Source organism: Heliomicrobium undosum (assembly GCF_009877425.1).
GTDB classification, from domain to species: Bacteria; Bacillota; Desulfitobacteriia; order Heliobacteriales; family Heliobacteriaceae; genus Heliomicrobium; species Heliomicrobium undosum.
The window spans coordinates 309,328-328,342 of sequence record NZ_WXEY01000001.1; the positions used below are offsets into that span (position 1 = coordinate 309,328).

Consider the following 19,015-nt stretch of genomic DNA (forward strand, 5'->3'; position numbering starts at 1 on the left):
TTTCAACACTTATTCCTCTTCTTGAAAATTGTCGAATAAATGCGAAAAGAAACGAAAAAAGTGTAAAATCCCTTTGCCATTTTAGCCGGACAACCTGGCAAGTTCAAGCACATTTAGAAAAGAAAGCAGCAAGTCCTTCGCATTATTTTTTTGCGTCGCCACGAGAATTTGAGTACAATAATAGCGATGCCCCCGAGGGAACTCGTTCCCCTTCGGCGAGGCGTAGATTTTTCATTGGGAAAGGGTGCGACGCATTGCGAGAGGGTAACCACTTTTCCAAGGAATTGGCGTTGTTCCAAAGCTCGCTGCCGGAACAGGGCATCACCCTCCGGCAAATCCTCGACCGTTTCGGTGAACAAGGTCTCTTGCTTCTGAGCGCTATCCTGACGATTCCCTTTTTGTTCCCAGTTTCCATTCCCGGAACCAGCACGCCCTTCGGACTCGTCATCGCGCTGGTTGGACTCGGCCTCATGACCCAGAAGACCCCCGCTTTCCCCGACAAGATTGTGGACCGTCCCATCTGCTCCAAAAAGTTGGGGGCGGCGTTGCACCGCGGCGTCAGTCTCTTTGAACGGATGGAACGGATCGTCCGACCCCGCTGCGCCGCTGTCACCCATGGGCGCCTGATTCTGCGCCTGAACGGGTTTTTGTTGTTCCTCTGCGCGCTGCTGCTGATGATCCCGCTCCCGCTTCCCTTTTCCAACGCCCTGCCGGCCTACGGCATCCTGCTGCTTTCGATGGGTTTGTTGGAGAAAGACGGTTACCTCGTCATCTCGGGCTACGTCATGACCGCTGTGGCGACCGTCTATATCTCCCTGATCGGGATCATGGGGACGATGGGCATGCAAAAAGTCCTTGACTTGGTAAGTTAGCCCGCCTTGTAACAAATATTTCTTGATTCCCCTATGCCGCCGGCACTTGATCAGGGAAAAATTATAGGATATACTATAACCGTCCAGAAAAACTGAATGGTTTGTTCAAAGGGGAGTAGCTTCCTGCTGGTCGGTCAACAACCGGTTGTAAAACCTGGCCGCCAGGGCGTAATTTCGCTAGCAAGACCTTTGATTCAAAGCGCAAACGCTTTGAGTCAAAGGTCTTTTTATATACCCGGCAATACCCCTAATAAACAAAAACCTTCTTGGAAAGGAGTGCCCCGCTTGGAACTACTTAGTCAACTCAGCGGCATCACGCTCAGCGACTTTTCCGACCCCGCCTTCTGGATGGCCGTCGGCAGCATCATCCTCATCGACCTGATCCTCAGCGGCGACAACGCCATCCTGATCGCCATGGCCTGCCGCAACCTTCCGCCGGAACTGCGAACGAAAGGCATCGTCTGGGGGACCGCCGGCGCCATCGGCCTGCGGATGATCCTCGGCGCCCTGATCATCTACCTCTTGAAGGTACCCTTCCTGCAAGCGGCCGGCGCGCTCCTGCTCATCTGGATCGCCGTCAAATTGTTGATCCAGGAGAACGACCACGGCGATGTGGCCGGTCCGGATCGCCTCTGGCAGGCCGTCAAGACGATCATCATCGCCGACGCCGTCATGTCCCTCGACAACGTTCTCGCTGTCGCCGGCGTCTCTCACGGAAAACCGGGCCTGCTCTGGTTTGGCCTGCTCGTCAGCATCCCCCTCGTCGTCTACGGCAGCCGCCTCTTCCTCACCCTGATCGACCGCTTCCCGCTGATCCTCTACGGCGGCTCCGGCATCCTGGCCTGGTCGGCCGGTAAAATGCTGATCCACGACCCCATGGTCTTTGCTTTCCTGAAAAATGCCGGTCTGTCGCCCTTTCTGCTGGAGGAAAAACTGATCGCCGCCGTTATCACGGCGTTGGTCCTGGGCCTTGGATGGCATCTCAATGAGCGCCAAAAGAAAAAAACGGCTCTAGAAAAAGCCTAGAGACCGTTTCCCAGCAGCTTGATGATCAACTGGGTCAATTCCTGTTCCTTGATCAACAACTCCACCAGCAGTTTATTCACCTCGTCGCTTTTGTCGACACCCTGGTGCAAGGCGGGAAAGAGAGAACTGAGTTCCGCCTTCGCCGTTTCCACCTGGGATTGCAACAGCTTCAACTTCTGCACCAGCGGATCGCCCAACAGCATTTGCCGGATCTCATCGAGGCTAAACCGTTGCTCCTGCATGGTACGGATGAAATGGATCCGCTCGACGGCGCTTTCATCGTAAAGGCGGTACTTCCCTTCAGACCGCTGGGCCGGCGCCAGCAGCCCCATGGCGGTGTAGTAATCGATGGTCCGCTTGTTCACATTGCACCGTTCGGCCAATTCGCCGATCTTCAGCAACGGGCCCTCCCCAAGAGAATCACCCCATCTCGCGCTACGTTTAGGTTGACCGCAAAAAGGCTATAATAACCATACAGTGTAACTGTACGGTTTGAAAAGCCGAGCCAATCGCTTTTGAGGCCGGAAAACCAGCGAATTTGCCCATTAGCGGCCTTTGCGTCCTGCTTCAGCCAATTGTAATCTTATGAAAAGAAAGTGTATTAAGGAGGAAATGAGGTTACCGTGAATAACTTCAAGGCCTGGGTGTTGATGGGGCTCATCTCCGGTTTGTTCGTCCTCATGGGTTCTTTCATCGGCGGAAGATCGGGCGCCCTGCTCTTCTTTCTCATCTCCCTGGCGATTAACTTCTTCAGCTTCTTCTACAGCGACAAGATCGCCATCAAGATGACCGGTTCCTACCCAGTCGGGCGCCATGAGGCGCCTGAACTCTACGAAATGGTGGAGCGCCTCTGCCGCAAGGCCGATATGCCGCTGCCCAAACTGTACATCCAACCGACAGAACAGCCGAACGCCTTCGCCACCGGGCGCAGCCCGAAACACGCCGCCGTCGCTGTGACGGAAGGCTTGCTCCGGGCGCTCAGTCGGGACGAGTTGGAGGGCGTCATCGCCCACGAACTGGCCCATATCAAAAACCGGGATGTGCTGGTCGGCACGATTGCCGCATCCATGGCGGGCGCGATCACCATGATCGCCGATATGCTGACCTTCGGCGCCATCTTCGGTTCCAGTGATGACGAAGAAGACGGCGGCGGCATCGGCGCCCTCGTCATGGCCTTCCTGGCCCCCATCGCGGCGATGATCATCCAGATGGCCATCTCGCGGCAGCGGGAGTACCTGGCTGACGAGACGGGCGCGCGCATCACCGGGAACCCGCAGGGCCTGGCAAACGCGCTGCTCCGGATCGAAGGTCTCTCCATGCGAATGATACCCATGGCGGTGAACCCCGCCGCCTCCCACATGTACATCGCCAATCCCTTGTCCGGGTCTTCCCTGGCCAGCCTCTTCAGCACCCACCCGCCGATTCCGGAGCGGGTGCGGAGGTTGTCGGAAGTAAAATATTAGTAAGACCCGCAAAGACCGTCTCAACTTTCTGAGGCGGTCTGTTTTTTGTATATCCCTCTTCCTTGTAAGACACTATAACGATATTGGATTCTCCGCTGTAAAGGGTACGTCTTGAATCGAAAGGATTTTTACCGATTTGTGTTGAAACGAGTAAAGTAGTTTTTGTTTATTAACAGTTCATCTTAACCTGCTATAGCATATATTAAACCCAGTCCAAAGAAAACGTCGACTTTTAAGAAACTAGTGTTTATTGACATTGAAATTTGAGGAGTGGTAGGGGTGCATATTAAAAATCTATCTTTCAGGAACTTTCGCGGCATTAGATATCTTAATCTTGACTTTGAGGAAAGAAAAAACATTTTATTTGTTGGTGAAAACGGTGCTGGCAAATCTACGATTTTGGATGGGGTTAACATTCTCCTATCCTGGTTAACTGCACGGATTAAGTCTCCAAATGGAAATGGACACAGTTTATCTCAATCCGATATTACCGTAGGGGAGAATAGTACACTTATACAGATTACCATAACATATAAGGAATTAGAAGCTACATGGAGTTTAGCCAGGACTAGATTTGGCCAAAAGAAAGAATTTTCATCGAATTTAACGGGGATTCGCACGATAGCACAAGCAATTCAAGAATCAATGAACTCCAATGATGAAGAGTCAATACCCGTTATTTGTCATTACGGTGTACATCGTGCGGTTTTTGACCCACCTTTACGAATTAGACAAAAGCATTCTTTTGATCAACTCGATATTTTTGATGAAGAACAATCCGAGTTTCGGTTATTTTTTGAATGGTTTAGAAATCGTGAGGATATTGAGAATGAAGAAAAATACGAAAATCTAATTTCATTTCTTAAATCAATAAACAGTGATAACATAAATTCTATTTTACATCAGCCTGAACTTATAGAATCCTACGATCTCCCACATTATCAAGATCACCAATTAAAAGCTGTAAGAACAGCAATTTATGCCTTTCTTCCGGGTTACACAGATTTAAGGATTAGACGTCGCCCCCAAATGCGTATGGTAATAAAAAAAGATGATAGTGAATTGGAAATATCTCAGCTGTCAGATGGAGAAAAGTGTTTAATCGCGATGATTGGTGACTTAGCGAGAAGACTTGCTATGGCAAATCCGATTTCAATAGATCCTCTAAAGAGAACAGGAATAGTTTTGATAGATGAAATAGATTTACATTTACATCCTAACTGGCAAAGAAGGGTACTTCCTTCACTGAAAAAAGCTTTTCCAAATATACTATTTATCTTAACTACGCATTCACCCCAAGTTTTAAGCGAGACGACTGATTCTCTTATCTTTTTATTAAGTAATACCGACTCCCATATCGAAGCTTCAATTCTACCTCCACTGTTCGGAAAAGACAGTAACAAGATTCTTGCAGATTTCATGAATTCCTCAGAAAGAAATATTGAGGTAAAAAGCAAAATTGAGCGTTTATATACCCTAATATCAGAAGGAGTATGGGAAGAAGTTACCCGTTTAAAAACCGAGCTTAAAAACATACTCGGGCCTGGCGATCCTGATCTGGTTTATGCAGAAGCTTTAGAACAACGGAAGAGGGTAATAAAGCGATGAGGCATATAAATAAGAACCCTGAACCTCCGGAGTTACACAGGTTCAGGCGTGCCAACCGAAGGGCGACCTATGAACATCTGCCTGACATGTTGAGAATCAACATTCGCAGTTGTTTGGTTCAGGAACAGTTATATAGTTGTTGTTATTGTGGAAACCACATAAACGAATCTAATGACTATAGCCACCTCGAACATTTTAAACCCCGTCATCATTTTCCTAATTTAAGCCTTGATTACAATAATATGTTGGCTTCGTGCAATAGTATGAATAGCTGTGGAAAAAAGAAGGACAGTTCGTATGATTCACAATTAATTTCTCCTTTAGATCCATTATGCAGCTTACATTTCTTATATACACCAGAAGGAGAGGTCAAGCCTAATCCCAACCACAACCCCGACAGCGCGAGGATTACGATTGAAATGTTAAATCTAGATTGTGATCGACTAAGGGGTCTCAGAAGAAGAGCTATGCAAGGAATCGGGTTGGGCCTATGTGACCTTAGTGCTGATGAAGTAGAACAACTCTTACATAGTTTTGAAAAACCATCGTCTGCTCAACTTCCCGCTTTTTCAACAGCAATCGTTTCTGCTTTGAAACAAGTACTTCATGAACTTGAAGGCTAACATAAATTTATTACAACTATAAGTCATTAGAATGTATCTAAACGCCTTTGGGTTACCCCCTACATGCTGTTATTAGGTAATAGGAGTGTAAATTCCAAGCCTGAAAATGAAATTTTAAAAATAAACCATCTTCAGTTAACCTAGCACTCACTATACCCGCAAACATGACACTTGGCACACCCCTCTTCGCGCACCAGCGCCACGGCGCCGCAGTGGGGGCAGACATCGGCTTGAAAGGGGATGCGAGAGGCGTCGGGGCGGCTCGTCTCAGCTAGGTAACGCCGCAAGGCCAGGGCGACTGCATCTGGTAAGGAGGACACCCGGTCCGGCCCGAAGCCGGTTGAGGTGCGGCCGGTGATCCCCTGCAACTGTTCCAGCGCCAGCGAGAGCCGGTCCAGTTTAGGCACGTCGCAGCGTGTCCGCAGATAGAGCGACAAGGTGCGGCCAAGGGCTTCCGCCATGGCGTTCAGATCGGTGCCGCCCTTACCCTGGATGACGAGCACCTCATGGGGCTCCCCGTCCACCTCGTTAACGGTGACCCGCGTCGTCCCTAGGTGGCTTTTGATCCGGTAAGTCTTCCCCGTCACCCGCTCGGGCACGTCTTCGACGACCGGGCCGCTATAGACCCATCTCCCTTCCGTATCTTCCGGGCCGACCGTCCCCCGCCCCGGCTCCCCGGCTTCCCGCCAGGCGCCGGCCTCCACCTTGGCCAGAACACCCTCGCGGCTGCCGTCGCGGAAGTAGGTCACACCCTTGCAGCCCTCCCGGTAGGCGAGCAGGAAGACCTGTTCCGTGTCTTCGACGCTGTGGTGGTGGGGGGCGTTGACCGTCTTGGAGATGGAGGCGTCCACATGGACCTGGATCGCTGCCTGGACGCGGATATGTTCTTCCGGCGTCAGTTCGCCGGCGGTGACGAACCAGGGCGGCAGTTCCCTACCGGGATGTTCTTTCATCCACGCTTCCGCCAAGGGATGCCAGAGGTGGTGTTCGCCCAGCCGGTCCCGCCGGCGGTAGCGGAAGGCGAAGACCGGTTCGATCCCCGAACTGGCCCGCGCCATGAGGGAGGTCGTCCCTGTCGGCGCCTGGGTGAGCAGCGTAGCGTTGCGGATGCCCCACCGGCTGATGGCGTCCCGCAGTTCCTCGGGAAAATCCTGAACGAAGAGGGAGCGGAGAAACCCCTCCCGTTCAAACAGCGGAAAAGCGCCCCGCTCGCGGGCGATCTCGACAGAAGCGGCATAGGCGGCCAACTTGATCCGCCTGCACAAGTCATCGATGAAGGCCAAGCTCTCCGGGCTGCCGTAGCGCAGGCGCAGCAGGATCAAGGTGTCGGCCAGTCCCATCGTGCCCAGACCGATGCGCCGCGTCCCTTTCTGCTGCTGCTCATTTTCCGAGAAAAAGTAATAGCCGCAGTCGATGACGTTATCGAGAAAGCGCACGGCGATCCGAGCGGTCGCTTCAAGGGCATCAAAGTCGAAGCGGCGCGACTCCCCTTCGCCGGTAACAAAGGCGGCCAGGTTGATCGAACCTAGGTTGCAGACCCCCCAGGGTGGCAGGCCCTCCTCGCCGCAGGGGTTGACGGCGACGATCCGCTCGCAGTAGGCCGTGTTGGATAGGCGGTTGTACCGTTCCAAGAAGACGACGCCCGGTTCGCCAGAAGCGTGGGCGCCGGAGATGATCGCCTGCCAGATTTCCCTGGCCGGGATGCGGCGGTAGACGATGACACCCTTTCCCTGCTCTTTCCAGGCAGCCAGGTTGCCGTCCCAGAGCTGGTTGTAGTCCCGATCGTCCGTATCGGGAAAAACAAGCTCCCACAGCCGATCCTCCTGCACGGCCTCCATGAAGGCATCGGAAAGGGCCACCGACAGGTTGGCCTTGGTCAGTTCCCCGGGGCGCCGGCTCTTGTAGGTGATAAAATCGACGATATCGGGGTGCCAGTCGTCGAGCATCAGCATCAGGGCGCCCTGGCGGCTGCCCCCCTGTTCGACAGAGGCGGTGGCCGTCGAAAAGACGCAAGCCCAGGAGAGGGGGCCCGAAGAAGTCCCCATCACCCCTTTGACCATGGCGCCGCTCGGCCGCAAGGACGACAGATTGATGCCGACGCCGCCGCCGCGGCTCATGATCTCCACCATCTCCGTGACGCGCTGCATGATGCCGGATCGGCTGTCCTTCGGATGGGGCAGCACATAGCAGTTAAAAAAGGTCACCTTCTGTTCCGTGCCGGCTGCCGCCAGGATGCGCCCGCCCGGCACGAACCGGAAGGAGCGGAGCGTTTTGAGAAACTTCTCCTGCCAGTAGGCTAGCCCCGCTTCTCCCTCCACGGCGGCGATGGCAGCGGCGACACGTTCCCACATGGCCTCCGGCGTCACTTCAGCAAGCCCGATCAGGCTACGAAGTTCCATCTCTTCCGGCGTTTCGGCAAAAGCGCCTTCCACGCCCGACCATACCTGCGTCGGTTCCACCCATCGAAGCGGCAGGACCGTTGCCAAGCCGTCCTGGATGGCGAGCACCCGCACCGGCATGCCGTATTGTTCAGAGGCATGATCGATGACGAGGGCGATGTTCCCCTCTGTCACGGGACCCTTGCGGGCGTAACGGTCCCAAAAGACCTTCATCTGGTGCAGCAGCATGGCGGCAACTCCTTTCAGCGGCGTCCCCGGGCCGCCCGGGATTTGTAAAAGCGGGCTACAGAAGAGACGATAGCCAACCCGGCGGCGATAGCGACGGCGATCAGGCCCGCCTGAGTGGCCAGCGCGATCCCCCGGGTGTATTCTCCCTGTAATAGGACGCGCATCGATTCATATATGGTCAGGCCGGGAACGAGGGGGATAAAACTGGCGACCACGTAGACGATGACGGGCATCTTCTGCCACCGCGCCAGCGCCTCGGCCAGCACTGCGATGGCGACAGCGCCAAGAAAGGACCCCATGACGGGAGACTGGCCCTGGGCGTTGACGCCGAGGTAGATCAACCGGCCGACAACGCCGAGGATCCCGGCGGGGAGCAACGTGCGGGCCGGCAGCTGCTGGAGCACCCCGAAGGCGGCCGTCACGATAAAGGACAGGATGAGATCGATCAAGAGGGCCATCAGAAACCGCCTCCCCAGAAGGCCAGCACGAAGCCGCTGCCGCCGGCCAGCGCCCCAGCCACGAGTAGCGCGTCGAGCCCCCGCACCGCCCCGGAGACCAGGTCACCGGCGATCAGGTCGCGGACGGCATTGGTGAAGGTCACACCCGGCACCAGCAGGTAGAGGGTGCCCAGGATGACTTTGTCGGGATGCAACAGCCCGGCTTGTCCGCCAGCCAGGCGGACCGCCTCTGAGAGCAGCAAGGCGATCACGGCGGCAATGGCGCCGCCGGCAAATTCCTTGATAAAGTGGGTCGTCTGCAAGACCGTCAACCGGTCCAACAGACGCATGGTGACGGCGCCGACGAGGGCAGCCGGAAAGAGGTCGGCGAGAGCTCCCCCGAGCAGCAACGTCGCCGCAGCGGCGCCGACGCCCGACGCCAACAAGGTGCGCCCATGGTTGTGGGTTACCTCGCGACGGATGGCCGCCAGTTCCTGCATCCCTTCGTCCACCGCCATCCGCCCGGCGGCGAAACGGCGGGAGAAGTCGTTGACCCCGGCGATCTTGTTGAGGTCGATCGTCCTTTGGGGAATTCGCCGTACCAGCGACAGGGGCTGATCACCGCCTGCGCCATCGACAGACAGAAAAATACCCGTCGGGGTGACAAAGGCTTCAGCGCCGGACAATCCCCCGGCCTGGCAGATCCGCCGGATCGTGTCCTCGACACGATAGGTCTCCCCACCGTTGACAAGCATGATTTCCCCAGCATCCATGGCCAGGCGGAGCACATCATGACGTTCCATCTTCTCCCTCCAGGTTTTATTGTACCCTCCCGGACAAAGAAATGCCAAGTGCGCAAACCGCCCGGCGGTTTTTAGCCCTTGGCATTTTTCAAACGATTTTTTTCATAACTGTCCGACTGAATCCTATTCATCCTGTTGCTGCCTGTACTTTGCCAATTCCAACTTGACCGTGGCTTGGCAGGTGAGCCAGCGTTCGTGAAAACCGAGCAGCCACTGGTTGTACTGGGAGCGGCTGTGTTCCCATTGCTGATAGATGATCGTCGACGCCTCCTGAAAGGCCTGACCCCGTTCGAACTCCATGTTCTTGCTTGCCTTTTTGGCCATATCCTGCATGGCGTCGACCATCTTGCTGATGCAGCGTTCCATACGCTCATAGTGTTCTCGCAGGGTGTTGTTCTCCCGCTTCGTCCAGAGGTAGAGGGCCTGGTAAAAATCCCTGTGGCGGCGACGGTTTTCGAGGATCGTCCCTTGGCTGTCATCGTTGCTGTCAGACATGTTGATAGCCAGGAAGGGATCCGAGGGCGTCAGCAACACCCCGTCAGACTCCATCATGGGGCCCAACTGGGCGATGAAGACCTGCCAGCGACGCTCCTGGGACAGCAGCCATTGCTGGTAAGCCTGCTTCGGTTTTTCCCAGCGGGCATACACCTCCAGCAGTCCGTCCTGAAAAGCCCGCGCCCGCGATATCTCCCCGGTGGACCGGGCGTTGTCGTATTGGCTCTTGAACTGGTCGATCACCTGCAGCAGGCAATCGTCCATGGTCTTATACAGCGCAGCCAGGGAGGCGTTATCCTGTTGCAGCCAGTCGTAGAGACCGGACAGGACGATGGCCTCTTCCTCGATCTTGCGGCGGGTCTTTTCGACAGCGAGGTTGGTCCGTTCCTGCTGCCGTCGGAGAAAGTCGGTCAACTCCTCCTGGCGGATCCGGTAGTCGCCCGATCCATCAAGGTCGACCGCCGCCAGATCGCCTGCCAGGACCCAGGCCATCACCCGCTCGCGGGGAACCTTCAAATGATCCGATACGTCGGCAAGCGTCTTCCATTCACCTTTTTGGTTCTCGTCGTCCATCGCCGGTCACAGCCGTTACATCCAGTGCCGGGGGAGCATCAGCGTCTGGCCTGCCCGCAGGGTGTCATCGGTGGAGAGCTTGTTGACGCTGCGCACCACCTCTTCCGGGATACGGTTGCGGCGAGCGATGCTGCTGACGGTGTCGCCGGCGCCGACGACAACGAATCGCCAACCGCCGTCCTTACGATTCCCTTTTGCATCGGACTTTTCGGTCATTGGGTTTTTTGCCGCCGCTGCCGTCTTGTGCAGATCATCGCCGGGACGCTGGATCCGGCGAATGTCACGAGGCTTTGACTCACGTAACGACATCTCCGGCGCGGGATTGACAGCAGCGGGGATGTTGGGAAGCGGGCGGGCCAGGCGGCGCACCGCAGGAATCGGCTGGGGCTCTTCCTTGGGACCGATCTTTTTCCCCGGCGCCCCATCGCCCGCCCCCAGCCGGTCTCGGAAGCGTGAGGTGATGCGCGGTGTTCCCGGCAGGGATGTCTTTATGGAAAGAGGTTGTGTTATCGGCGGTTCTGCTGGCGTATCCTGAGCGAGTTCAGGGAGGATATCCATCAAGTCCCCAGCGAGAGGAGCGGAAGAGGTCGACGTATCCACTTCTGATTTGATGAACTCGGTCTCGACTTCCTCGACTTCGAACAGTGGGTCTACCTTCTCTACGAGGACCGGAGTCACCGGTCCTGCTGAGACGAGCAGCGCCTCAGCCTCCGCCGTGGAGTCCGTTGCTTCCATTTCCTCCGTAACAGCCGTCCCGGCCTCCTCAGTGATGGACAGCATTTCCGCTTCTGCCTCGACAGGCGTCAGATCCGCTTCCACCGCGATAGACGCTGTCTGAGCCTCTGCCACGATGTCTCGCGCTGCTTCGACCTCATCAAAGGACCTCGCCGGCGTCTCTTCCCACAATGAAGCCGGTTCGCTTTCCTCTTTCGTACCCTCGCTCATCGCGGTTGCCAGCGAGGGATCGGGGTATAGAAACCCTTCCCCGTATTGGGCCGTATAAAGGGTGCTGTCAAGGTAGTCGGCAAATCCTCCGATCAGTTCAGTCGAGTCGCCCTGATCGGAACCCTCTGTTTCCCTTTCCATCGTGATGGCTAACCCTTCGTCCTGGGCAGCGGCCGTTTGATCATGAAAATCCTGAGGTGAGTCAGCCTCCGGCAAGGGATATTCGGACACACCGTCAAAACCGGGCGGCGCCGGGTATTCGGTCCATTCCCTGTGACCGGGGTCTGCCTGGAACTCCCGTTCATGTTCCGCCGGATCATAGCCGATATCCCCAAAGCTCTGCAACGGGATAGGGCTTAACTCAGGAATGGGCGCGCCTCCCAACATCTCCTCCATATGATGGGGCCAGAGCGCTTGGGTGCCTGATAGAGGCCCGAAAGGTTCTGATTGATCCAACGTAACTGTCGCTTCCTGCAATGCGGAGTCCACCTCATCGTGAGCCAAACTCATGCCATCTGACACTACGCCGGCTGCAAACACATCGTCTGTGTCTCCCTCGCCCACAACGTCATCGTGTACAGTTCCGTCGTTAACAGTCCCATTGGCAACGGCCCCGTAGCCAATAGCCATATTGCCAACAGCGACGCCGCCCTCCCTTGCAACCCCATGGATGGCTGACTCCGTGTCGCTCGTCGCAGCGATCTCTTCTTTCGCCTGAGCATCCGGTTCCAGATCAGCGCTTCGTCCCAAGGGGATCGGCTCAATCGCCCCGAATCCGCTCTGAAGACCCTCCTCTTCCGCCGGCACTTCTCCGAAAGCAAGTTCGGCCTCTGCTCCCGGCGACTGCGACAGAGGCAGCCAAGCCGGCCCGTAGATGGCCCAGCTCGATCCGTTGAGGGTCAGACGGGGCTCCCCAAGCCAGAGGATCCCGTCGCTGAAGGTCGTCACTTTTTCCAAAATCCCCATCGGATCCCCTTCATCAGAAAGATAGGCCAGTTGGGTGCGAAGCTCTGTGGTCGCCTCCCTATCGCCGTGGTCGGCTCGCCAAGCGATGGCGACAACCCTTGCCTCTTCAGGAAGCCCTTCCCCTTCGATCCGGACCGTCTGTTCCATCCAGCGGATGTTGCGGCTGCTGGGAACCTCTTCGGTCACCAGACCCACCGAAAGGAGCAGGTCAACCTTGAGCCGCTCCTCGCTCCAATAAGGATGGATGTAGAGAATAGACAGGGCGGAAGCCTCCTGCAACCGGTAGGTGTCTCCATCATCACCCTTGTGCTCGTCCTCCGGACCCGGCATCTGGACCACCAGTATCTGCTCCTGACGAAACATTTTCGGCCCCGGCGGAATTTCCTGCTCGATCAGGGACAAGCTCTCCGGGCAGTCGCCTGACCTTTCTCCCTTGCCATTGCAGGCGCTTCGGCAGCCTGCGCCTGCGTCGCTTCCGCGGCCGGCACCCTCCTCGGCAGGCTCCATGATGGCGCGCACCTGGAGGCGGATGTTGGCCCGCACCTCATCGTCCATTCGCGTCACATGAAGGAGTTCCATTTCCGCGTCGACGCTTCCAACCTGCTCCCGGTCCCGGTCCGGGCATCCGAGATCGAGGGAGATAAGATATAGCTCAACGCCCGATTGTCCCCATTCCCCATTTCCGGAACCGTTGATCCTCTCCAGGGTCAATGTTGTTCCCTCCCAACCTTCGTCTTCCGGCGACAATCACTTAGACCAGGCGCGCGAACACCTCCCCGGTGGACAACGCGGCCTGGCGCCAACTGAAACAGGCCGCCCGGCGCAAACCCCGCTCCCCCAGTTCTGCCGCCAACGCCGGGTCAGTCAACAGCGCAAACAGGAGTTCCTCCAATTGACCGGCCCGAACCGGTGAAAACAGCAAAGCGCCGTCACCGGCGACCTCTGGCAGCGATGCCACGTTGGCCACCAGCGTCGGTGTTCCACAGGCCATGGCCTCCACCGGCGGAAGCCCGAACCCCTCATATAGGGAAGGGTAGACGAATACGCTTGCCCCGTTGTAAATCCAGGGCAGATCGTCCACCCCTACAAAACCGATAAAATGAACGTGCTCCTGCAACCCCCGGCTTGTGACCATGATCTCGATATCGTTGAACTCCTTCGACTGTTTCCCAGGCAGGACAAGACAGTAATCCTCCGGCAGTTGGCGACGGACCTGATGAAAAGCGTGGATCAGGAGCCGCAGGTTTTTGCGGGGTGAAAAACCGCCCACATAGAGGACATAAGGGCGAGAGACGCCGTATTTTTCCTGCATAAACGCCCGCGCACGCGCTTTATCAAGAGGTCGGTAGATGGGTTCGGCCGCCTCATAGATGACGGTGATCTTTTCTTCAGGCACCCCGGCGATCTGCATCAGGTCGCAGGCGGTGCAGCGAGAGGGGGCGATGATGTGGTCGACCCTTTCCAAGATGCGCGGCATTTCTTCGAGAAAAATCTTCAAATACCCCCTGCCGACCGTCTCAGGGCAGATGTAAGGAATCAGATCGTGAATGGTGACGACCAGCTTGCAGACCTTGCTTGCCGGTAAGCCGATGCCGTTTTGCGGCACATGATAGAGATCGATTTTTTCTCGCTGGATGGCCTGGGGAATGTGCACCTCCTCCCAAAAACGCTCCCGGTTTTGCTCGACGAGGCGAAAAACCTCCTCCTGGGTGATGTGAAGTTGTCGATACTCTTCACCGGGCCAAAATAGCCGCAGCCGCTCCGGCGCAGCGGCGTCATACAAGTCGTAAAGATGCCGGCACAACTGGTAGGTGTATGTTCCGATTCCCGTTCCCCGGTACCAGACGGCGGCACGGGCGTCGATTCCGATTCTCACGCTCCACCTCCCCGCCTGCGCTTCGGCCACGGCTCCCTGTCAGCAAAGGGCATCCCCTGTTCATGGTCGGCTCCCATCTCGCCCTGCCCAAAAGCGCTTGTTTCCTTTCGCCTCAAAGACGCCCGGGAAAGTCATTTAAAAAGCGACGTCTTTGCTTTTGGTGGTTCAGGAAGCGCTTCAGCCGCTTGATATGGTATTCCGGCGGCTGAGCGAGAGACTCAAAGTAGTAGGCGTAGACGTACTGCCAGAAATCGTTTGGAAAGGATAAAAAGGCCACCAACACCTCCCGCTCAGCCTGGGAAAGGGGATAAGCGTCATGATAGGCGGAGAGGAGATTGACCCCCTTCTCGACAGACCAGCGATCCCGTTTCAAGGCCCGGATCAACAAGCTGCCGACGTCGTGGAGCCGCGTATCCATCACGGCGTGATCGAAGTCGAGAAAAAAGATCTGTCCCTCGTCGTCGATGATCACGTTATGGTGAGCCAGGTCATGGTGACAAAGCCCGCCTCCCGCTGCCTCCCTTTCCATCAGCATGCTGTAGGCGGAATGGTCGAGCAGGGCGCAAGCCTCGCGGGCCTCCGCCAACAGGGTGTCCGCATGGGTGAGAAAGAGCCGGTCAAACTCAGTCGAATCATTTGGCTCCTCGCCCCCTGCGTGCACCCGCTGTTCCATCCTTTCCACAGCAACCCGCCGGCAGGCCTCCAACTGGGCCGTCTTTGTCGCGATAATCTGAGGCCACCGCTGCCAGAGACAGCGACCGGCGAACTCGGAGGCGATAAATCCTCGTCCGGCGTAGTGAAACTCCGCTACTGCCGCCGCCGTCGCCGCCAGATCGCGCCAGCGGTCAAAATCGCACTCGCGCCCTTCGACCCAGGCCGAACAGAGCCAATGCTCGCTTCCCACGCTCAAGCAGAGGGCGCCCTGCGGTGTCAGCCGGATAGGGGAAAAGCGCCGGAACCCCCGCGCGGCCAGATGATGCTGCGCCCGAAAGATGAACTGCAGGTCCTCCACAGCATGGGGGAATCTCTTTAAGACCCACACGCCTCCGGTGTCCTCGATCCGATAGGCGCCACGCACCGGTTCGATGCGCCGGGGGCGCATCCGGTAGGCCAGCAGCACCCGCGGGTCGATTCCCATGATTCCATAGACGGTCTTCACTTCCCCGCTACCCCCGTTCCACCGGAAGGGCGGAACGGGGGTTCTCGGCCGCCGTCGACCTGCGTCCATGAAAGAGGCGGGCCGGCCCGTCGTTTTCATCGAGTACGGCAATCAATGAAAAGGGTTGCTGCATGGGAAAACTCTTCAGGCGGCGTGTCCGGAAGGGTGGTCCTAGTTCAGGTTCCCAGGCCGCCAGCAAGTGCCCGTCGACGATCCGCCCTAGGTGGACCAATTTTTCCCGGAGCGCTTCCGAGCAGGGAGACAGGAGGAGGCGAAGCCGGCCTTTCGGCCATCCTTCACCCGGAAGCAGTGTGATCTGAACCTCCCCCGGACCTGTCTCGCGAAAAAAAGCTTTCCCGGCCCCTGCGCTACCGTCCAGGGGAAACAGGAGCAAGAGGGTCATCTTCGCCATTACACCCCTCCTCCCGCAGCGCCGTCCCTCCGGCATAACGTGCCTTCCGGGAGAGATGTCCCCTCCGGCAGAGATGTCCCCCCGGCAGAGGCGTCTTCTCCGGCAGTGTCGCCTCTCTTTACACAGTGACGGGGGTAAAAAAGGCCACACTGCCTTTCTGATACATACGCCCGGCGCCTTTCCCCTATGACTCAACCCTTCAACAAGGCCGCATCTAGGCAAAAAAACCGGACAAGAAAAAGCGAAGGCTCGGCGCCTCCGCTTCTCCATCATCTTTTTTCCTTTGTGAACCCCTAACTTCCCAAGAAGTGCATTCCGAAGCCTTACTTCCCGAGGCTCTCCACATTTTTTCCGGCGTCCGGCACGAAGAGCGGCTCGCCGTATTTATCGACGCCGAAGTTTTTGATCATCTCCTGGCTTTCGGCAGAAAGCAGGAAATCGCTGAAGGCTTTGGCGCCGTCCTTATTCACCTTGGGAAATTTCTCGGCATTAACTTCCATGACATGGTAGATATTGAGGAGCGCCGGCTCCTTCTCCAGGACGATGGCCAGTTTCAGGTTCTTCTTCTGCGCCAGGTAAGTGGCCCGGTCCGTCAGGGTGTATCCTTGTTTCTCCGAAGCCACGTTCAGCGTCTGTCCCATCCCTGCGCCGGTCTCCTGGTACCAGGCGTTGCCTGCCGGGGTGAGAGCCGCTTTCTGCCAGAAGGATTTCTCCATCTTATGAGTTCCCGAGTCGTCGCCGCGAGAGACAAAGAGTTTCCCGGCGCCGGCGATCTTCTTCAGCGCTTCCACCGTCGAACCGAGCCCTTTGACACCGGCAGGATCGTCAGACGGACCGACAAGGATGAAGTCATTGTGCATGACCAGTTTGCGGTTGACGGCGGCGCCCTTCTCGACGACCTTCTTCTCGGCGTCAGGGGCGTGGACGAGGAGCACATCGGCCTCCCCTTTTTCGCCGTAGGCGAGAGCCTGTCCGGTCCCGACGGAGAGGGGCTTCACCTTGTATCCCGTCTTTTTCTCAAAGGCCGGAATAATCACATCGAGAAGTCCGCTGTCCATGGTGCTCGTCGTCGTAGCCAGGATCAGATCGGGCTGAGCAGGCGCCGGCGTGTTCTGCGACTGACCGGGCTGCGCCGACTGTCCACCCGGTTTGGGCGCAGTCCCACAGGCGGTGAGGATCAGTGAAAAGACGAGGAACAGGACGAGGGCCATTGTCTTTGAGGCAGTCTTACGAAGCAATCCGATGACCTCCTTATATATGTTTGATTTTAATACGACCGGCTTAACGCCAGGAACGCATCCTACAGATACAGCCAACTGGCAGGATCGGCCCATCGATCCATCGTTTTTATCTATGTAAAAAAAAGCATGTCTTGGGCACAAGGGTGTGCAACCCTTTGTGCCGGCAAGTTATGCGCAACGGCCTTTTACTCCCCTTCGCGCAGACAGAGGAGAAAGGTCCCCTCTCCGCCGGCTGCCGCAGGCAGACGGAATCTTCCTTCCGGTGTGGCCACCTCCACCATCTCGCCGGTGCGAGCCACCACCCGGCCCAGCAGGATGCGCCGCTTGCCGACAAAGTCAGCCACCTCGCTGTTGGCGGGCCGCGCCAGCAGTTCCTCCGGCGTCCCGTCCTGGACGACCCGCCCGGCAGACAGCATCACCGCCCGGTCAGCCAGCAGGAAGACCTCTTCCATCACATGGGTGACGACGACAGCGGTGATCCCCTCTTCCTTGATCACGGCGCGCAGTTCCCGGCAGAGGGCTTCCCGCGTCGGCGGGTCGAGGGAGGCGAAGGGTTCGTCCAACAAAAACAGTTCCGGACCGCAGGCTAACGCTCTGGCCAAGGCCACCCGCTGGGCCTCGCCGCCGGAGAGATGGCGCGCCTGCCGCTCCAGGAGTGGTTCTACGCCGAAACGTGCGGCCCAGCGGCGAACAATCGGGTCGATCTCCGACCGCCGGAACTTGCGGATGCGCAACCCTGCAGCGATGTTTTCGTAGACCGTTGTCTGAAAAAGGCAGGGGCTTTGAAAGACCATGGCCATCTGCCGCCGGAGCGCCAGCAGATCGCGCCCGCCGAGCGATTGCCCACGGAAGCAGACCGTGCCGGCTGTCGGCTTTTCCAGCCCGTGCAGGACTTTCAGCAAGGTGCTCTTGCCGGCGCCGTTGGGACCGATAATGGCCGTGATCTCGCCGTCGCGAAAATGCAGTTTATCGATTTGCAGCAGGCTGCGGCGGCTTTTGACCACCTCGACCTTTTCCAAGGCGGCGCAGATCTCCGGGTTCATCCCATTCGCCTCCCCTGTTGAATGACCGTCAGCACCAAGGTTACACCATAGGCAAGAGCGAGCAAAATCAGACTGAGCGCGATGGCCACATCGAGGTTGCCCTTCGAGACCTCCATCACCGTCGCCGTCGTCAAGACCCGAGTCAACCCTTTCACATTGCCGCCTACCATCATAGAGGCGCCCACTTCGGAGACGACGCCGCCGAAGCCGGCGATGACTGCCGCTAGGATCGACAGCCGCGCCTCCTGGATCAAACGCCAGTAAACCTGCCACCGCGTCGCGCCGAGGGAAAGGATCTGCAGGCGCAGGTTCGGATCCAACTGTTCGATGGCAGCAAAGGTGAGGCCCATGACGATAGGCGAGGCGATCACCGCCTGGGCGATGATCATGGCCGCCGGCGTGTAGAGCAGGCCCAGCAACCCCAAGGGGCCGCTGCGCCAGAGCATGATCGTCACGAAAAGGCCCACCACGACGGGAGGCAGCCCCATGCCGGTGTTGACAAGGCTGACGACGACCGCCTTGCCCGGAAAGCGGGATTGGGCCAGCAAAACGCCGAGGGGTACACCGATGAGCACGCTGATCAGCGTGGCCAACCCGGAAACACGCAATGTCAACAAGGTGACCGCCCAGACCTCGGGATCGCCCTGAATCAGAAGCCGGATCGCTTGTCCAACGCCCTCGATGATCAGATCCACAGGCCCACCTCTGCTTTGCGAAGCATATATTATTCATTCTCCGCACGTTGAGAAAATCCTCCCATGACGTTTCTATTGTGATCACAGAGAGAGAAAATGTCTAGACCAGACAGGCTAGATAAAAAGCAAGCCCCGTCGACTGATTCGGCGG

At 57.2% G+C, this 19,015-nt stretch carries 17 protein-coding genes and 1 pseudogene; 6 read left to right on the forward strand and 12 right to left on the reverse strand.

All coding sequences use genetic code 11. The features are described from left to right. The first annotated feature begins 254 nt into the window (after positions 1-254). Both GTO91_RS01455 and GTO91_RS01460 read left to right on the forward strand, forming a co-directional pair. Entirely contained in the window at positions 255-872 is a 618-nt protein-coding gene (locus GTO91_RS01455; RefSeq protein ID WP_161253726.1) for an exopolysaccharide biosynthesis protein, read from the forward strand. A 285-nt stretch (positions 873-1,157) separates the two neighbouring features. Beyond that, positions 1,158-1,898 carry a TerC family protein gene (locus GTO91_RS01460; protein ID WP_235918862.1) on the forward strand — a complete coding sequence of 247 codons (741 nt, stop codon included), beginning with the start codon at positions 1,158-1,160 and terminating at the stop codon, positions 1,896-1,898. Here the strand turns inward: GTO91_RS01460 and GTO91_RS01465 are convergent. After that, a complete protein-coding gene (locus GTO91_RS01465; protein WP_161253730.1) occupies positions 1,895-2,299 on the reverse strand; it encodes a MerR family transcriptional regulator in 405 nt (134 codons plus the stop codon). The two genes, GTO91_RS01460 and GTO91_RS01465, sit on opposite strands and share 4 nt — an antisense overlap. Positions 2,300-2,521: 222 nt before the next feature. On the opposite strand from GTO91_RS01465, the gene GTO91_RS01470 reads away from it, so the two are divergent. The 4 genes and pseudogenes from GTO91_RS01470 (at position 2,522) to GTO91_RS17915 (ending at position 5,592) form a co-directional block, all read left to right on the forward strand. After that, positions 2,522-3,361, forward strand: coding sequence for a zinc metalloprotease HtpX (locus GTO91_RS01470; protein WP_161253733.1), 840 nt, complete (start codon positions 2,522-2,524; stop codon positions 3,359-3,361). A 279-nt stretch (positions 3,362-3,640) separates the two neighbouring features. Next, complete coding sequence (locus GTO91_RS01475) at positions 3,641-4,969, forward strand: AAA family ATPase (RefSeq protein WP_161253737.1); 1,329 nt, start codon at positions 3,641-3,643, stop codon at positions 4,967-4,969. After that, positions 4,966-5,415, forward strand: a pseudogene (locus GTO91_RS18745) (retron system putative HNH endonuclease); the annotation flags it as partial. The gene GTO91_RS01475 and the pseudogene GTO91_RS18745, both read left to right, overlap by 4 nt. Positions 5,416-5,436: 21 nt before the next feature. Then, a complete protein-coding gene (locus tag GTO91_RS17915) occupies positions 5,437-5,592 on the forward strand; it encodes a hypothetical protein (RefSeq protein ID WP_235918863.1) in 156 nt (51 codons plus the stop codon). Between the two features lie 140 nt (positions 5,593-5,732). On the opposite strand, the gene GTO91_RS01485 is transcribed toward GTO91_RS17915, so the two are convergent. From GTO91_RS01485 to GTO91_RS01535, 11 genes are all read right to left on the reverse strand, one after another. Continuing rightward, positions 5,733-8,219, reverse strand: a complete 2,487-nt coding sequence (locus GTO91_RS01485; protein WP_161253743.1) for an adenosylcobalamin-dependent ribonucleoside-diphosphate reductase — start codon at positions 8,217-8,219, stop codon at positions 5,733-5,735. Between the two features lie 14 nt (positions 8,220-8,233). After that, positions 8,234-8,677, reverse strand: a complete 444-nt coding sequence (locus GTO91_RS01490; RefSeq protein ID WP_161253746.1) for a threonine/serine exporter family protein — start codon at positions 8,675-8,677, stop codon at positions 8,234-8,236. After that, complete coding sequence (locus GTO91_RS01495) at positions 8,677-9,459, reverse strand: threonine/serine exporter family protein (RefSeq protein ID WP_161253749.1); 783 nt, start codon at positions 9,457-9,459, stop codon at positions 8,677-8,679. Before GTO91_RS01495 ends, GTO91_RS01490 begins: the two co-directional genes overlap by 1 nt. A 123-nt stretch (positions 9,460-9,582) precedes the next feature. Then, positions 9,583-10,527, reverse strand: a complete 945-nt coding sequence (locus GTO91_RS01500) for a helix-turn-helix domain-containing protein (protein ID WP_161253752.1) — start codon at positions 10,525-10,527, stop codon at positions 9,583-9,585. Positions 10,528-10,542: 15 nt separating this feature from the next. Next, complete coding sequence (locus GTO91_RS01505) at positions 10,543-13,149, reverse strand: LysM peptidoglycan-binding domain-containing protein (RefSeq protein ID WP_161253755.1); 2,607 nt, start codon at positions 13,147-13,149, stop codon at positions 10,543-10,545. Positions 13,150-13,189: 40 nt separating this feature from the next. After that, the gene (locus tag GTO91_RS18565) at positions 13,190-14,314 is read right to left on the reverse strand and encodes a glycosyltransferase family 4 protein (protein WP_161253758.1); all 1,125 of its coding nucleotides are present in this window, start codon (positions 14,312-14,314) and stop codon (positions 13,190-13,192) included. A gap of 112 nt (positions 14,315-14,426) precedes the next feature. After that, on the reverse strand, positions 14,427-15,473 hold the full coding sequence (locus GTO91_RS01515) for a CotS family spore coat protein (protein WP_161253762.1): 1,047 nt from the start codon (positions 15,471-15,473) through the stop codon (positions 14,427-14,429). Between the two features lie 7 nt (positions 15,474-15,480). Next, positions 15,481-15,885 carry a hypothetical protein gene (locus tag GTO91_RS01520; protein WP_161253765.1) on the reverse strand — a complete coding sequence of 135 codons (405 nt, stop codon included), beginning with the start codon at positions 15,883-15,885 and terminating at the stop codon, positions 15,481-15,483. A 323-nt stretch (positions 15,886-16,208) separates the two neighbouring features. Then, positions 16,209-17,096: a substrate-binding domain-containing protein gene (locus GTO91_RS01525; RefSeq protein ID WP_170294058.1), complete on the reverse strand. Its 888-nt coding sequence runs from the start codon at positions 17,094-17,096 to the stop codon at positions 16,209-16,211. A 215-nt stretch (positions 17,097-17,311) separates the two neighbouring features. Further along, entirely contained in the window at positions 17,312-18,169 is an 858-nt protein-coding gene (locus GTO91_RS01530) for an ABC transporter ATP-binding protein (protein ID WP_161253771.1), read from the reverse strand. Continuing rightward, positions 18,166-18,864, reverse strand: a complete 699-nt coding sequence (locus GTO91_RS01535) for an ABC transporter permease (protein ID WP_161253774.1) — start codon at positions 18,862-18,864, stop codon at positions 18,166-18,168. The genes GTO91_RS01530 and GTO91_RS01535 overlap by 4 nt, the downstream gene beginning before the upstream one ends. Positions 18,865-19,015 lie beyond the last annotated feature (151 nt).

Coding starts and splice junctions, on each gene's coding strand:
- GTO91_RS17915 (WP_235918863.1), top strand. CDS start 5,437: ATGCAAGGAATCGGGTTGGGCCTATGTGACCTTAGTGCTGATGAAGTA.
- GTO91_RS01485 (WP_161253743.1), bottom strand. CDS start 8,219: ATGCTGCTGCACCAGATGAAGGTCTTTTGGGACCGTTACGCCCGCAAG.
- GTO91_RS01490 (WP_161253746.1), bottom strand. CDS start 8,677: ATGGCCCTCTTGATCGATCTCATCCTGTCCTTTATCGTGACGGCCGCC.
- GTO91_RS01495 (WP_161253749.1), bottom strand. CDS start 9,459: ATGGAACGTCATGATGTGCTCCGCCTGGCCATGGATGCTGGGGAAATC.
- GTO91_RS01500 (WP_161253752.1), bottom strand. CDS start 10,527: ATGGACGACGAGAACCAAAAAGGTGAATGGAAGACGCTTGCCGACGTA.
- GTO91_RS01520 (WP_161253765.1), bottom strand. CDS start 15,885: ATGGCGAAGATGACCCTCTTGCTCCTGTTTCCCCTGGACGGTAGCGCA.
- GTO91_RS01525 (WP_170294058.1), bottom strand. CDS start 17,096: ATGGCCCTCGTCCTGTTCCTCGTCTTTTCACTGATCCTCACCGCCTGT.
- GTO91_RS01530 (WP_161253771.1), bottom strand. CDS start 18,169: ATGAACCCGGAGATCTGCGCCGCCTTGGAAAAGGTCGAGGTGGTCAAA.